The 13,586-nt window shown below is 74.0% G+C and carries 9 protein-coding genes; 6 read left to right on the top strand and 3 right to left on the bottom strand.

The window, feature by feature from the left end:
- Positions 1 to 18: 18 nt before the first annotated feature.
- Positions 19 to 3,309 (bottom strand): non-ribosomal peptide synthetase, encoded by a 3,291-nt coding sequence (locus tag ACN27A_RS04845; protein ID WP_421450070.1) that lies wholly within the window; start codon positions 3,307 to 3,309, stop codon positions 19 to 21.
- 283 nt (positions 3,310 to 3,592) lie between these two features.
- On the opposite strand from ACN27A_RS04845, the gene ACN27A_RS04850 reads away from it, so the two are divergent.
- The 5 genes from ACN27A_RS04850 (at position 3,593) to ACN27A_RS04870 (ending at position 9,738) form a co-directional block, all read left to right on the top strand.
- Positions 3,593 to 4,825 carry an MFS transporter gene (locus ACN27A_RS04850; protein WP_421450071.1) on the top strand — a complete coding sequence of 411 codons (1,233 nt, stop codon included), beginning with the start codon at positions 3,593 to 3,595 and terminating at the stop codon, positions 4,823 to 4,825.
- A gap of 71 nt (positions 4,826 to 4,896) precedes the next feature.
- The gene (locus tag ACN27A_RS04855) at positions 4,897 to 6,078 is read left to right on the top strand and encodes an aminotransferase class I/II-fold pyridoxal phosphate-dependent enzyme (protein WP_421450072.1); all 1,182 of its coding nucleotides are present in this window, start codon (positions 4,897 to 4,899) and stop codon (positions 6,076 to 6,078) included.
- A complete protein-coding gene (locus ACN27A_RS04860; protein WP_421450073.1) occupies positions 6,065 to 7,576 on the top strand; it encodes an aldehyde dehydrogenase family protein in 1,512 nt (503 codons plus the stop codon). Before ACN27A_RS04855 ends, ACN27A_RS04860 begins: the two co-directional genes overlap by 14 nt.
- A gap of 14 nt (positions 7,577 to 7,590) precedes the next feature.
- Positions 7,591 to 8,493, top strand: a complete 903-nt coding sequence (locus tag ACN27A_RS04865) for a phytanoyl-CoA dioxygenase family protein (RefSeq protein ID WP_421450074.1) — start codon at positions 7,591 to 7,593, stop codon at positions 8,491 to 8,493.
- Positions 8,494 to 9,738, top strand: coding sequence for an acyl-CoA dehydrogenase family protein (locus ACN27A_RS04870; protein WP_421450075.1), 1,245 nt, complete (start codon positions 8,494 to 8,496; stop codon positions 9,736 to 9,738).
- A 74-nt stretch (positions 9,739 to 9,812) separates the two neighbouring features.
- Here ACN27A_RS04870 and ACN27A_RS04875 read toward each other — a convergent pair whose 3' ends face one another.
- Positions 9,813 to 11,393, bottom strand: a complete 1,581-nt coding sequence (locus ACN27A_RS04875; protein ID WP_421450076.1) for an amino acid adenylation domain-containing protein — start codon at positions 11,391 to 11,393, stop codon at positions 9,813 to 9,815.
- Between the two features lie 183 nt (positions 11,394 to 11,576).
- On the bottom strand, positions 11,577 to 12,941 hold the full coding sequence (locus ACN27A_RS04880) for a hypothetical protein (protein ID WP_421450077.1): 1,365 nt from the start codon (positions 12,939 to 12,941) through the stop codon (positions 11,577 to 11,579).
- A gap of 150 nt (positions 12,942 to 13,091) precedes the next feature.
- On the opposite strand from ACN27A_RS04880, the gene ACN27A_RS04885 reads away from it, so the two are divergent.
- Positions 13,092 to 13,586 carry a MaoC family dehydratase gene (locus ACN27A_RS04885; RefSeq protein WP_393165894.1) on the top strand — a complete coding sequence of 165 codons (495 nt, stop codon included), beginning with the start codon at positions 13,092 to 13,094 and terminating at the stop codon, positions 13,584 to 13,586.

The raw sequence follows: 13,586 nt of genomic DNA on the forward strand, positions 1-13,586 counted from the left end.
CAGGGGTCGGACCGGGGGTCACGGCTGCCCGGGCGCGAGCCGGGCGGCCAGCTCCGCGACCGTCGGCGCGTCGAAGATGACCGCCACCTCGACGTCCACCCCCAGCTTCGCGCCGGCCATGGCCACGATCCGGGTGGCCGTGAGGGAGTCCCCGCCGAGGTCGAAGAAGTCGTCGTGGATGCCGATGCCCTCGCGTCCGAGCACGTCGCACCAGATGTCCAGGAGCACCCGCTCACGCTCGTCACGCGGCCCGTCGGCCCCGGCGGCGCCGGGCTCGTCCTGGCCCGGCGGCGGCAGCGCCGCGACGTCGAGCTTCCCGTGGTTGGTCAGCGGCAGCCGGGGCAGGCTGACGAAGGCCGCCGGCACCAGGTAGTCCGGCAGCCGCCGGCGCAGGTGCGCGCGCAGGTCCGCGGTGCCCGGCAGGTCGTCGCCGACGACGTAGCCGACCAGCCGGGCGTCCCCGCCGGGCGGGTCCCGGCGTACGACGACGGCGGCCTCGCGCACCGCCGGGTGGCGGCGCAGCGCGGACTCCACCTCGCCCGGCTCGATGCGGTAGCCGCGCAGGTTCAGCTGCCCGTCGCCCCGGCCGAGGAACTCCAGGACGCCGTCCGGCCCGAAGCGGGCCAGGTCGCCGGTGCGGTAGACGCGGGCGCCGGGCGCGTCGGCGAACGGGTCGGGCAGGAACCGCTCCGCGGTCAGGGCCGCGTTGCCGAGGTAGCCCCGGGCCAGCCCGGCCCCGCCGACGTACACCTCCCCGGCCACGCCCGGCGGCACGGGCTGCATCGCGTCGTCCAGCACGTACACCCGGACGTTGGCCATCGGCCGGCCGATCGGGACGAAGGACCGCTCGTCGTCGGGGTCGCACGGCCAGGCGGTGCAGGAGACCGACACCTCGGTCGGGCCGTACAGGTTGAACATGGTGACGTCGAGCCGGTCGAAGACCAGCCGTTGCGTCTCGGGGGTGAGTTCCTCCACGCCCGAGACGATCCGCCGCAGCGACTTCAGGTCCGCGGCGTCGGCGGTGAGCAGCACCTCGCGCAGGGCGGTCGGCGCGAAGTCGGCGTCGGTCACCCCGTGCTGGGCGATCACCGCCGCCAGTCGGCGCGGGTCGAAGGTCGCCGTCTCGGGCATCAGCACGCTGGCCGCGCCGTTGAACAGGGCCCGGAACAGCTCGTCCAGGGAGACGTCGAAGGTGCAGGCCGCCTTGCGCAGCACCCGGTCGTGCGCGCCGAGCGGGAAGTTGCGCTGTGCCCACAGCATCCGGTTGGTGAACCCGCGGTGGGTCACCTGCACGCCCTTGGGCTGCCCGGTCGAGCCGGAGGTGAACAGGGTGTAGGCCAGGTTGTCCGGGTGCAGCGGCACGGCGGGGTCGGTGGCGGGACACGTGGCGGTCAGCGACGACTCGCCGTCCAGGTCGATGATCCGCCGGCCCGGGCTCCACACCTCGTCGCACAGGTCCCCGGCGGAGATCGCGACCGCCGGGCGGACCTGCCCGAGCAGCGCGTCCCGGCGGGCCTGCGGGTCGCGCGGGTTGACCGGCAGGTGGTAGCCGCCGGCCTTCAGCACCGCCAGGATCGCCACCACCTCGGCGGCGCTGCGGGGCAGGCACACCGCCACCGGGTCCTCCACGCCGACGCCGAGGTCGCGCAGGTGGTGCGCCAGGCGGTTGGCCCGTTCGTCGAGTTCGCGGTACGTCGTGCGGACGTTGCCCTCGACGACCGCCACCGCGTCCGGCGTACGCCGCGCCTGCGCCTCCACGAGGCGGTGGACGAGCGCCTCGGGGCCGAGGTCGGCGGCGGTGTCGTTCCACTCGTGCAGGATCCGGTGCCGCTGCGCGTCGTCGAGCAGCGGCAGCCGCCACACGCTCGTGTCGGGCTCCCGCGCCGCCGCCACCAGCAGCAGCTCGAACTGCCGGGCCAGGGCGCGCATCGCCTCGGCCGTGAACAGGCTGGTGTCGTACTCGATCTCGCCGGTCAGCCCGTCGGCCGTCTCGGTGACCTTCATCGTCAGGTCCATCCGGGACCGGCCGGTGTCCATCTGGTGCACGTCGACCCGCAGCCCGGGCAGGTCGAGCCGCCCCGGCGGCACGTTCTGGAGCACGAAGGCGACCTGCGCGAGGGGCTGGTGGCTGCGGCTGCGCTCCGGCTGCAACTCGGCGACGAGCCGCTCGAACTGCACGTCGCGGTGGCGGAACGCGTCCAGGGAGGCGGCCTTGACCCGGGTCACCAGCTCGGCGAAGGTCGGCTCGCCGGAGAGGTCGGCCCGCACCACGATCATGTTCAGGAAGCAGCCGATCAGGTGTTCCAGCTCGTGCTGCTCACGGGTGGCGATGGGGCTGGCGACGACCATGTCCCGCTGGCCGCTGTGCCGTGCCAGCAGGACGGTGAAGGCGGCGAGCAGGGTCATGTAGGTGGTGGCGCCCTGGCGCTGGCCGAGGGAGCGGATCCGTTCCGCGTCGGCCGCGCCGATCCGGAACCACTCGGAGGCGCCGACGAACTGCTGGACCGCCGGCCGCGCGCCCCGGGTGGGCAGGCTGAGCAGGGGTGGCACCCCGGCGAGTTCGGCGACCCGCTCGCGCAGGTGCGCGGCCATCCGCTGCTCGCTGACCGCGGTGCGCTGCCAGGCGGCGTAGTCGGCGTACTGGACGGGCAGGTCGGGCAGGTCCGGCGTCGCGTCGCCGGTGACGAACGCGGCGTACGTGACGGCCAACTCGCGGCAGAAGATGGCGAACGACCAGAGGTCGCAGACGAGGTGGTGCACGGTGACCCCGAGCACGTGCAGCTCGGGGGCGATCCGGTAGAGCACGGTCCGCAGGCTCTGCCCCGCGGCGAGGTCGAGCGGGACCCGCATCTCCTGCAGCACGGCGGCCCGCAGGACCGGGTCGTCGGGGTGCGCGGCGGCGCCGGGCAGGTCGACCACGTCGATGGTCAGCGGGGCGGGCGGCGTGACGGTCTGCACGACCCGGTCGCCGACCTTGCGGAAGGCGGTACGGAGGATCTCGTGCCGGCGGACGACCTCCTCGATGCCACGGCGCAGCGCGTCCTGGTCCAGCACGCCGGTCAGGATCAGCAGGGTGGCGTCGTTGTGGTGGACGGCGTCGTCCTCCAGGTGCTCGATGAACCAGAGCCGCTCCTGCGCGAAGGACAGGGGGGCCTCGGCGGCGTCCAGGCGGGGGATGGTGGCGCTGGCGGGTGCCGGATCGGAGCGGCTGGCGCGCAGCCGCTCGTCGAGCAGCGCCCGCGCCGAACTGGACAGCCGCGCGACGCGTTGCGTGACGTCACTCGCGACCGGATGCTCCTGCCGTCCCACTGGTCCTCCGTTGTCCGTCGGTGATCCGGCCGCGGTCCGGGGCCTCCACCGGATGCGAGCGTCACACCGATGCGGGTGCCGATCCTCGATCTCTACCAGGCCGGCTGAGCGCTTAGTCAGCACGAGGAGCGGTTATAGGGGTTTGACCTCACAATTCACGACATCTGTTCCGACTCCTAGGGGTTGGGCAACCCGTTTCCCTGCCACATGATGGGCACGCTTGTGACGCCACCGGCGCGCCAGCACGCAGCCCGTCCGACCGGCCGACCGGAGGTGATGCCAGGTGCGCGACGACCTCCGGATCCTGGCCGACCGGTCGTACCGGATGCTGTTCCTGGCCCGCACGCTGTCGCTGCTGGGCAGCGCCGTGATCCCGGTGGCGCTCGCCTTCGCCGTCCTCGACGCGCCGGGCGGCTCCGCCACCGACCTGGGCCTCGTGCTCGCCGCCCGGTCGCTGGCGCAGGTCGCGCTGCTGCTGTTCGGCGGTGTCCTCGCCGACCGGATGAACCGCTTCCGCCTGATGGTGGGCTCCGACCTGCTGGCCTTCGCCGCGCAGGCGACCCTGACCGTGGTGTTCGTCAGCGGCCGGCCCTCGCTGCCGGTCGTGATCGCCCTGTCCGCCGTCAACGGCGCCGCCGCCGCGCTCTTCCTGCCGGCCTCCCGCGGCGTCGTGCCGCAGGTGGTGGCCCAGGAGCAGCTCCAGTCGGCCAACGCGCTGCTGCGGCTGTCGCGCAACAGCACCACCATCGGCGGCGCGGCCCTGGCCGGAGTGCTCGTGGCCGCCCTCGGCGCCGGCTGGGCGCTGGCGGTCCCCGCCGCCACCTTCCTCGGCTCGGCGCTGCTGCTGGCCGGTGTCCGGGTGTCGCACCCCGCCCGGGCCGCCGCCAGCACCATCCTCGCCGACCTGCGGGAGGGCTGGCGGGAGTTCAGCTCCCGGTCCTGGGTCTGGCTGGTGGTCGTGCAGTTCGCGTTCGTCAACGGCTGCTTCTCGGCGATCTACGTGCTCGGCCCGCTGACCGCGAAGGAGCAGCTGGGCGGCGTCACCGCCTGGTCGGTGATCGTCACCGCGCAGGCCGTGGGCCTGGTCGGCGGCAGCCTGGTGGCGATGCGGATCCGCCCCCGCCGACCGATGCGGGTGGCGGTGCTGGCGACCTTCGGTTTCCTTCCGCCGTTCGCGCTGATCGCGGCCGGCGCGCCGGTCTGGCTGATCGCGGCCTCGATGCTCGTCAACGGCGTCTGCGTCGACATCTTCGAGGTCCTGTGGGACACCGCCCTGCAGAACCACGTGCCCAACGAGGCGCTGTCGCGGATCAGCTCGTACGACGCCATGGGCTCGTTCGTGCTCGGCCCGCTCTGCCTGGCCGTCGTCGGCCCGGTCGCCGAGCGGATCGGCGTCGCCCAGACGCTGCTCATCGCGGGCGGGGTGCTCGGTCTGGTGACCGTCGCGACCTTCTCCGCGCGGTCGGTGCGTCAGCTGCCCGCAAAAGTCCCCGCCGCACAACCCGCCAAGGTGTGAATCCGGCGACCTCGCCGGCCACGGATCAGGGTGGAGATCGGAGCAGGATGGAGCACCGGATAAGTCGGCAGATGACCGACGCGACCGACGCGTACGGGCGGCGCTTGGGGGCCTACCTCGAGCAGTCCTCCTACTCGCGGCTGCGCGGCGGCCCGGGCGTGATCGACCTCGCCTTCGGCGATCCGCACGAGTTTCCCGCGCCGGCCCTGGTCGAGGTCCTGCAACGGCACCTGAGCCCGCAGCACACCGACTGGTTCGCCTACACCCGCGACCACCCGCCGGCCCAGGAGTCGGTGGCGGCCACCCTCGGCCGGGAACTCGCCCTGCCGTTCACCGCCGACGACGTCGCCCTGACCAACGGGGCGTTCGCGGGGCTGACCATCTGCCTGCGCAGCGTCTGCGACCCGGGCGACGAGGTGATCTACCTCGACCCCGCCTGGTTCTACTACGAGCCGATCATCGCCTCGGTCGGCGCGGTCCCCCGGCCGGTGGCGTTGACCCCCGGTTCCTGGCGACCCGACGCGGAACTCGTCGCGGCGGCGATCACGCCCCGGACCAGTGCCGTCATCGTCAACAGCCCGAACAACCCGACCGGCGCGGTCTACACCGACGAGGAGTTCGCCGCCCTCGCCGAGGTGCTGCGGGAGGCGTCGGCCCGCAACGGCCGGCCGATCTACCTGCTGTCCGACGAGGCGTACCGGCGCATCGTGTTCGACGGCCGGTCGTGTCCCAGCCCGGCGACGCACTACCCGTTCACGTTCCTGGTGCACACCTACACCAAGACGCTGCTGCTGCCCGGCGAGCGCGTCGGCTACGTGGCGATCCCGCCGACCATGCCCGACCCGGCGGTGCTCCGCCGGGCCCTGACCGTGGCCCGCCTCACCACCGGCTGGGCGTTCCCCAACAACTCGCTGCTGTTCGCCCTGCCCGAGCTGGAACAGCACGCGCTCCAGGTCAAGCCGATCGAGCAGCGCCGCGACCTGCTGGTCGACGCCCTGCGCGAGGCCGGATACGAGGTCCAGCCGAGCGAGGGAACGTTCTACCTGCTGGCCCGGGTGCCGGACGCGGACGACTGGGCACACGCGGCCCTGCTCGAGCAGCGCGGCCTGCTGGTGCTGCCGGCCTCGGTGATGGGCGCGCCGGGCTACCTGCGGCTCTCCCTCACCGTCACCGACGACATGCTGGAGGAGACCATCGGCCGGCTGCGCTCGGCGCGGCCCTCGACCCGGGAGCACGCCAGTGTCCAGCGGTGACCTCCGCGAGGCCCACGCGGCCGCGACGCTCACCGCGGCGCCGGGCGCGCCGGCCCCGGGCGGCCGGAACGCGACGGTGTCCACAGAGGAGGCCCGGCCCGACGTCGGGGCCACCATGGCCCGCGCCCGGCGCGCCCAGGCGGAGGTCGAGTTCTGGCCACAGGAGCGCGTCGACGACCTGGTCGCGGCCCTCGGCTGGGCGGCCTACCAGGAGGACACCGCCCGGTCGCTGGCCGACCTCGCCTACCGGGAGACCGGCCTCGGTGACCCGGAGCACCTGTTCACGCTCTACCGGCGCCGGGTCCTCGGCACGCTGCGTGACCTGCACGGCGTCGTCACCAGCGGGATCATCGAGGAGCTGCCGGAGCGTGGCCTGCGCAAGCTGGCCAAGCCCATCGGGGTGATCGCGGTGGCCAGCCCCGCCACCGCGCCCTGCTCCGGGGTGGTCGGCAACGCCCTGCCCATGCTGAAGACCCGCAACGCGGTGGTCATCACCCCCAACCCCCGGGCCCGGCACTCCGCGGCCCGCACCGTCGAGCTGCTGCGTCGGGCCCTGGAGACGGTCGGCGCCCCGCCGGACCTCGTCCAGTGCCTGCCGGTCACCGACCGGCAGACCACCGAGGCCCTGATGTCCGCCGCCGACCTGGTGATCGCGGCCGGCGGGCCCGGCACGGTACGCCGGGCGTACCGCAGCGGCACCCCGGCGATCAGCGCGGGCGTCGGCAACCCGGCGGTGATCGTGGACGACTCGGCCGACGTGGCCGCCGCGGCCGAGCTGATCGTGCTGGGCGGCAGCTTCAACAACGGCACCTCCTGCTCGTCGGAGAGCAACGTGCTGGTGGACGCCGGGATCGCGGCCGCCTTCCTCGACCAGTTGGCCCGGCAGGGCGCCCACCTGTGCGACCCGGCCGAGACGGCACGACTGCGTACGCTGCTCTGGCCGGACGGGCGGGGGCTCAACCGCGACGCGGTCGGTCGACCCGCCGCGGCGCTCGCCGCCGCCGCCGGGATCGACCTGGCCGAGCCGACCAAGACCACCGCCCTGGTGGCCCCGCTGCCGCCCCTGGCGCCCGGCGGTGTCCCGGCGCTCGACGATCCGATGCTCGGCGAGAAGCTGGCGCCGGTCTTCACCGTGTCGACGTACCGCGCCTTCGACGACGCGCTGGCCGCGGTGGAGACGCTGCTGGGCCGGATCGGGCAGGGCCACAGCTGCGGCATCCACACCGACCGGCCCGACCGGGTGGTCAGGCTGGCCGAGCGGGCCCGCGCCGGACGGGTGATGGTCAACCAGTCGACCGCCGTGGGCAACAGCGGCAGCTTCGACAACGGGATGCCGTTCACCCAGGTCATCGCCAGCGGCAGCTGGGGCGGTTGCTCCCGGTCGGAGAACGTGACCTGGCGCGACTTCCTCAACTACACCTACGTCTCACATCCCCTGCCGGTCAGCCTGCCGGACGAGGAGACCCTCTTCGGCGCCCACTGGCGACGCCTTCCCTGACGGAGACCCCGCACATGGACATCAGCCCTCCCGAGGCGCCACCGCGCGACCTGACCCAGGCCGAGATCGACGCGTTCCACACCGACGGCGTGGTCCGGCTCACCGGCATGATCGACGACAGGTGGCTCGGCCGGATCGCCGAAGGCGTCGAGTACCTGCTCGCCAACCCGACCGTGCTGGCGCAGGCGACCGCGTTGCTGGGTGGCGGCGGGTTCGCCGGGGACGCCTTCATGTGGAAGACCCACGACGGCTTCCGCGACTTCATGTTCTTCTCCCCCGCCGCGCGCATCGCCCAGCAGCTGTTCGGCTCCGCCACGATCACCGCCTTCTACGACCAGATCTTCGCCAAGCCGGCCGGATCGGGTGCCCCGACGCCGTTCCACGAGGACGTCAGCTCCTGGCCGATCGCGGGCGAGCAGGTGTGCGCGATGTGGATCCCCCTCGACCCGTGCACCCCCGACACCGCCGCGCTCCAGGTGGTGCGCGGCTCGCACCGCTGGGGCCGGCGCTACGTGCCGATCACCCCGGGGGCCACCCACCTCGGCCGGCGCGAGGAACTCGAGGCGGTGCCGGACGTGTCCGACCACGAGATCCTGAGTTGGGACCTCACGCCCGGCGACATCGTGCTGTTCCACCCGGCCGCGTTGCACGGCGCCACCGGCACCGGCCCCGAGCGGCAGCGTCGGGCGTTCGTCTCCCGGTGGGTGGGCGACGGCGTCACCTTCCAGCCGCAGCACGCCGTCCTGCCGCTGCTGTGGGAACACGGCCTGCGGCCCGGTGACCCCATCGGGGGTCCGCTGTTCCCGAGGGTGCTGCCGACGCCGGTGCCGACGGAGACCGGCGCCCGCTTCGACGGCCCGCAGCAACCCCACGCCGAGCGGGCGGAGGAGTTCCTCACCATCCTGAGGATGCTGTAGGTGTTCGGAGAACTCACCGCCACGACCGCCGCCGGCCGGGAGCTGGTCTCCCTCGCCGAGGGCCACGTCGGCACCCTCGCCGAACGGGCCGGCCGGCACGACCGGGACAACACGTTCGTCGCCGACAACTTCGCCGACCTGCGCGACAGCGGGGTGCTCGCCGCGTGCGCCCCGACCCGGCACGGCGGGCTGGGGGTCCGCTCCCTGCACGACGTGCTGGTGGCCGTCTCCCGGCTGGCCCGGGGCTGCGGGTCGACGGCCATCTGCGCGAACATGCACATGGCCTCGGTGTGGGGGCAGGTCCGCCGGTGGGAGCGGGCCGAGGCGGACGGCGACCGGGTCCGGGCGGCGCAGCTCGACGCGATCCTGGAGGCGTTGGGCGGCTCCGACCTGATCATGGCCGGGGCCTCCACCGAACCGGGCGCGACGTGGAACGGCGCGCTCACCGAGGCCGTCCGCAAGGACGACGAGTACGTCATCACCGGCCGCAAGACCTTCGTCACCAACTCGGCGGTCGCGGACTCGTTCAACGTCGCGGTCCGGGTCGCCGATCCCGACGGCGGGTGGCGGCACGCCGAGGCCGTCGTCCTGGCCGGCACGCCCGGGCTGACCGTGCTCGGCGACTGGGACGCGCTGGGCATGCGGGGCTCCGGCAGCCACGGGCTCCTGCTGGAGGACTGCGTCGTGCCCGCCGACCGGGTCACCGTCGGGGAGCCGTTCGGCCCGCCGACGCCGGAGGACCTGGCGCGTTCCTGCGCGATCAACTTCCCCCTCCTGGGCGCCTCACTGGGGATCGCCGAGGCGGCCTTCCAGATCGCCGTGGAACACGCCACCCGCGTGCCCCGGCAGCCCGGACGGGCGGCGCCGGCACACCACCCGTCCGTGCAGCGGGAGATCGCCACCATGGAACTCGACCTGGCGGCCACCCGGGGGGTGCTGGAGCGCTCCGGGCGTCTGGTGGACGCCCTGTTCGCCGCCGAGGGCCCGGCGCAGCGGTCCGAGGCCGCCGTCCGCGACGTCGTACGGGGGTGGCAGACCGCGAAGCTGCTGGCGAACCGGACGGCGGTGAGCACTGTCGACCGGGCCATGACGATCTGCGGCGGGGCGTCCTTCAGCAGCCGGCACCCCCTGTCCCGGCTGTACCGCGACGCCCGCGCGGGCGGCTTCATGCAGCCGTTCGGAGCGCTCGACGGCTACCCGTACATCGGGCGGGTCGCGCTCGGACTCGACCCGCACGCCGACTGAGGCCGACGGACACCCGGTCGCCGTGGCGGGTGCCACCGACCCGTCCTGCCGAGCCGGGGCGGCCGGGTCGGGAGCTACCGTCGCGCGGCGGGCCTGCCGGGTGCCGGCAACGCGCGCACGTCCAGCTTCCCGCTCGGCGTCCGGGGCAGCTCGTCGAGGCACACCACGGCACCGGGCAGCAGGTAGTCGGGCAGCGTCTCGCGGAGCTGGTCGCGCAGCTCGCGGGCGGTCGGCCCGGGCGGCTCGCTCGGCACGACGTACGCGACGAGGCGCGGGACGGAGCCGGCCCCGGCGACCGGCACCACCGCCGCCCGGCGCACCCCGGCGCACCGGCGTACCGCCTGTTCCACCTCGCCCAGCTCGACGCGGTGGCCCCGGATCTTGACCTGGCCGTCGCGGCGGCCGTGGAACTCCACCAGCCCGTCGGGGTGGCGGGTCACCAGGTCGCCCGTGCGGTAGCACCGGCCTTCGGGATGGTCGGTCGGGAACATCTCGCCGGTCGTCGCGGGGTCGTCGCGGTAGCCGCGGGCGAGCCCCGCGCCGAAGATCACCAGCTCCCCCTCGACGCCCGCCGCGACCGGGCGCAGGTCGGCGTCGACGACGGCGACCCGCGCGTTGTCGATCGGGCGGCCGATCGGCACGGTGGCGGTGCCCGGGCGTGCCGCCGGGTCGGTCGGCACCTCGAAGGTGAGCGCGCCGACGGTGGTCTCGGTCGGGCCGTAGTGGTTGACCATCCGCACGTCCGACAGCTCGCGGACCTGGTCCACCAGCTCCCACCGGCACACCTCACCACCGAAGATGAGCAGGCGGCGGGGCAGGGCCCGCTCCGCCGCCTCGTCGAGCAGCGCCGCCAGGTGGGACGGGGTGATCTTCAGGACGTCGACGCGGTGCTCGTCCTGGTAGTCGGCGAAGTCGTCCGGGTCCGTCGCGGTCTCGGTGGGCACCAGGTGGACCGTGTCTCCCCCGGTGAGCGCCGGGAAGACCGCGGTGTGCCCGAGGTCCGTGGCGAGGCTGGTCACCGACGCGAAGCGCAGCCGTTCGCCGTCGGCCCGTTCCGGCTCGACCAGCCGGGCGACGAAGGCCGCGTAGTTGGCCAGGGCCGCGTGCGGGATCTCGACGACCTTGGGTACGCCGGTGGAGCCGGACGTGAACACGGTGTAGGCGAGCTGGTCCCCCGCGACCGGCGGCGGTCCGCCCAGCGCCCCGGCGCGCTCCGCCGCCGCCCCCGCGCCGGTCCAGCCGGCCAGGTCGACGGCGAGCACCACCTGCCCGGACACCGGCGGGTCGTCGCGATCCGTCACCACGACGGCGGCCCCGCAGCCGCGCAGCTGGCTCTCGACGCGGGCCCGGGGCTGGTTGACGTCCACGCAGGCGTAGCCGGCCCCGGCGTGCAGCGCGGCCAGGCACGCCACCAGCTGGGCGGCGCCCCGGTCGGCCAGGACGGCCACGGGGGCGGCTGTCGCACCGTGGCGCCGCAACACGTCGGCGAGACCCGCGACGGCGTGGCGCAGCTCGGCGTAGCTCAGCGTCGCGTCCGCGCCGACGACGGCCGTACGGTGACCGTGCCGTTGCGCGGCCGCCCAGATCAGCGCGGGCACCGCCCGGTCGGGGTGCCACCCGGTCGGCGGTCCGGGCACCTCGGGATCGGCGGGCATGGCAGGTCCCTTCGGTTCGACGGCGGCGGGCCGACAGGTCGCCGGTCGACCGTGGGGCCGCGCGGCACGGGCTTGCGGTGGCAGCGATCGTGACACGGGGGCCGCACCGCGACAACACCTCATTCGTGCCGCGGACCCCCTATCGTCGGGGCCGCGCGGCGGACGACGACGCGTCCGGTGTGGTCAGACGGCCACCATGCAGTTGTCGGAGCCGCTGTCGCGCCCCCGGGCGCTGACGATCCCGGCGGAGCCGTCGCCGTAGTAGCGGCAGAACAGGCCCGCCGCGCGGCCGCCGAACAGCAGCGGCCCGATCACCGGGGCGACCTCGACGTCGTGGGGCTCGTCGGCGCCGTCGGCGACGAGCGAGACCCGGCACGTGCGTGGCGCCACGAAGTCCTGCACCACGCTGGTGCCGTCGGCGGCGGCCTCGGCGACGGCGGACTCCCACGTCGCCTGGTCGACCTCGCCGCCGATGACCACCTGCTTGCCGCTCTCCCCCAGGCCCGCCTTGAGCACCAGCAGGTCCCGGTTCGCCACGACGAACGGGAGCAGCTCGACCTCCCGACCCGCGCGGCTGGTGCGGCGGTCCGCGAGGATCCGCGTCCACGGCACGTACCTGTCGACGAGGCTCCGGTCGGCCGCGCTCATCCACGGCCGGCCCTCCGAGAGCAGGCCCATGGTCAGCTTGCTGTGCATGAAGGTCGACGTCTGGGTGCCCACGAGCAGGCAGCCGTTGTCGAGCGCGTCCTGCACGTAGCTGGTGTCGAGACCGGCGTCGAGCCAGTCCGGGATGGTGAAGTTGCGCAGCCCGATCGGGTAGCGCAGGTGGGGCGGGCAGTCCCACGCCTCCGGCAGCTCCTCGGGCTCGAAGAAGCGGGCGGTGAGGCCGTGGTTGTTGAGGTAGTCGGCCTCCAGCTGGAAGTAACGGCTCTGCACGCCGTAGACCCGGGCGCTGCCGACGATGGCCACCCGGGGCGCCAGCCCCAGCTCGGCGCAGAGCGAGCGGTACATCTCGGCGCGTACGGCGAACGGGTCCGGGGAGCTGAACGGGGTCCTGCCCTCCGCGTCGGCGTGCAGCCTGCGCCACACCTCGAGGCGGCTGCGCGTCTCCACCACGCCGCCGAGCGCGCCGCTGACGTTGAACTCCAGGAACTGGGGCCCGTCCGGCCCGATGACCACGTCCGGCCGCACGACGCAGTCCGGATAGCGCTCCTCGACGAACGGGTCCCGCACGAACAGCTGGTCCTCGCTCTGCGGCATGCGGTAGGCCGCCAGCCGGCCCTGCGTGGTGGGGGCCGTCTCGAGGGCGGTGCGGCGGAGCAGGTCGACCAGCGCGGCGGCCGCCCGGAAGATCTCGGCGTAGGACGCGCGCGGGATGGCGATCGGTGCCGCCGGCAGCAGCCGCTGGTAGGGCCAGCCCGTGTCCCGCAGCTCGTGGCGGAGCATCCCGCGGATCGTCTCCGCCGGCGCGGCCGGCGCCACGCGGTGGGTGCCGAACCACGGATGCCCGGCCGGCCCCGCACTGCCGACATGCTCGCGCACGGTCATCTGACGCTCCCCGGAATCGCACGTCGGGCCGGCGCCGGTGCGTGCTCGCCGCGGGGCCGGTATCTCCGAAACGATGATCGACATAGACTAACATTCACGTCCGACGGGGACCGCGTCGGTTCGTCCACCTCCGACACGGGAGAACCGCCGATGACCTTGCGTCACGTTCAGGGCAACGAGTACCGCGAAGAGCACGGCGGGGACTACGAGGACTTCGAGCCCGGCATGGTGATCCGGCACTGGCCCGGCCGCACCATCTCCGAGACCGACAACACCTGGCTGACCCTGCTCACCATGAACCAGCACCCGCTGCACTTCGACGAGCACTACGGCGCGGGCAGCGAGTACGGGCGGGTGCTCGTCAACAGCGGGATCACCCTGTGCCTGATCGGCGGCATGACCGTGCAGGCCCTGTCCGCGCGGGCGGTGGCGAACCTCGGCTGGGACAAGGTCCGCCTGCGGGAGCCGGTGTTCGTAGGGGACACGTTGTACGCCACCAGCCGCATCCTCGACAAGCGCCTGAGCCGGTCCCGGCCCGGCCAGGGCATCGTCACGGTGGAGACGACGGGCACGAAGTCCACCGGCGAGACGGTCATCGTCTTCGAGCGCTCCTTCATGGTCCGCTGCCGGGAGAGCGCCTCCTGA

Origin of the sequence: Micromonospora sp. WMMD737, assembly GCF_049179055.1 — a bacterium.
Classification (GTDB): Bacteria; Actinomycetota; Actinomycetes; order Mycobacteriales; family Micromonosporaceae; genus Micromonospora; species Micromonospora reichwaldensis.

Bases quoted from the DNA above. Each gene is read 5' to 3' on its own strand.
- ACN27A_RS04880 (WP_421450077.1), bottom strand. From the start codon at position 12,941: ATGACCGTGCGCGAGCATGTCGGCAGTGCGGGGCCGGCCGGGCATCCG.
- ACN27A_RS04885 (WP_393165894.1), top strand. From the start codon at position 13,092: ATGACCTTGCGTCACGTTCAGGGCAACGAGTACCGCGAAGAGCACGGC.
- ACN27A_RS04855 (WP_421450072.1), top strand. From the start codon at position 4,897: ATGACCGACGCGACCGACGCGTACGGGCGGCGCTTGGGGGCCTACCTC.
- ACN27A_RS04875 (WP_421450076.1), bottom strand. From the start codon at position 11,393: ATGCCCGCCGATCCCGAGGTGCCCGGACCGCCGACCGGGTGGCACCCC.
- ACN27A_RS04865 (WP_421450074.1), top strand. From the start codon at position 7,591: ATGGACATCAGCCCTCCCGAGGCGCCACCGCGCGACCTGACCCAGGCC.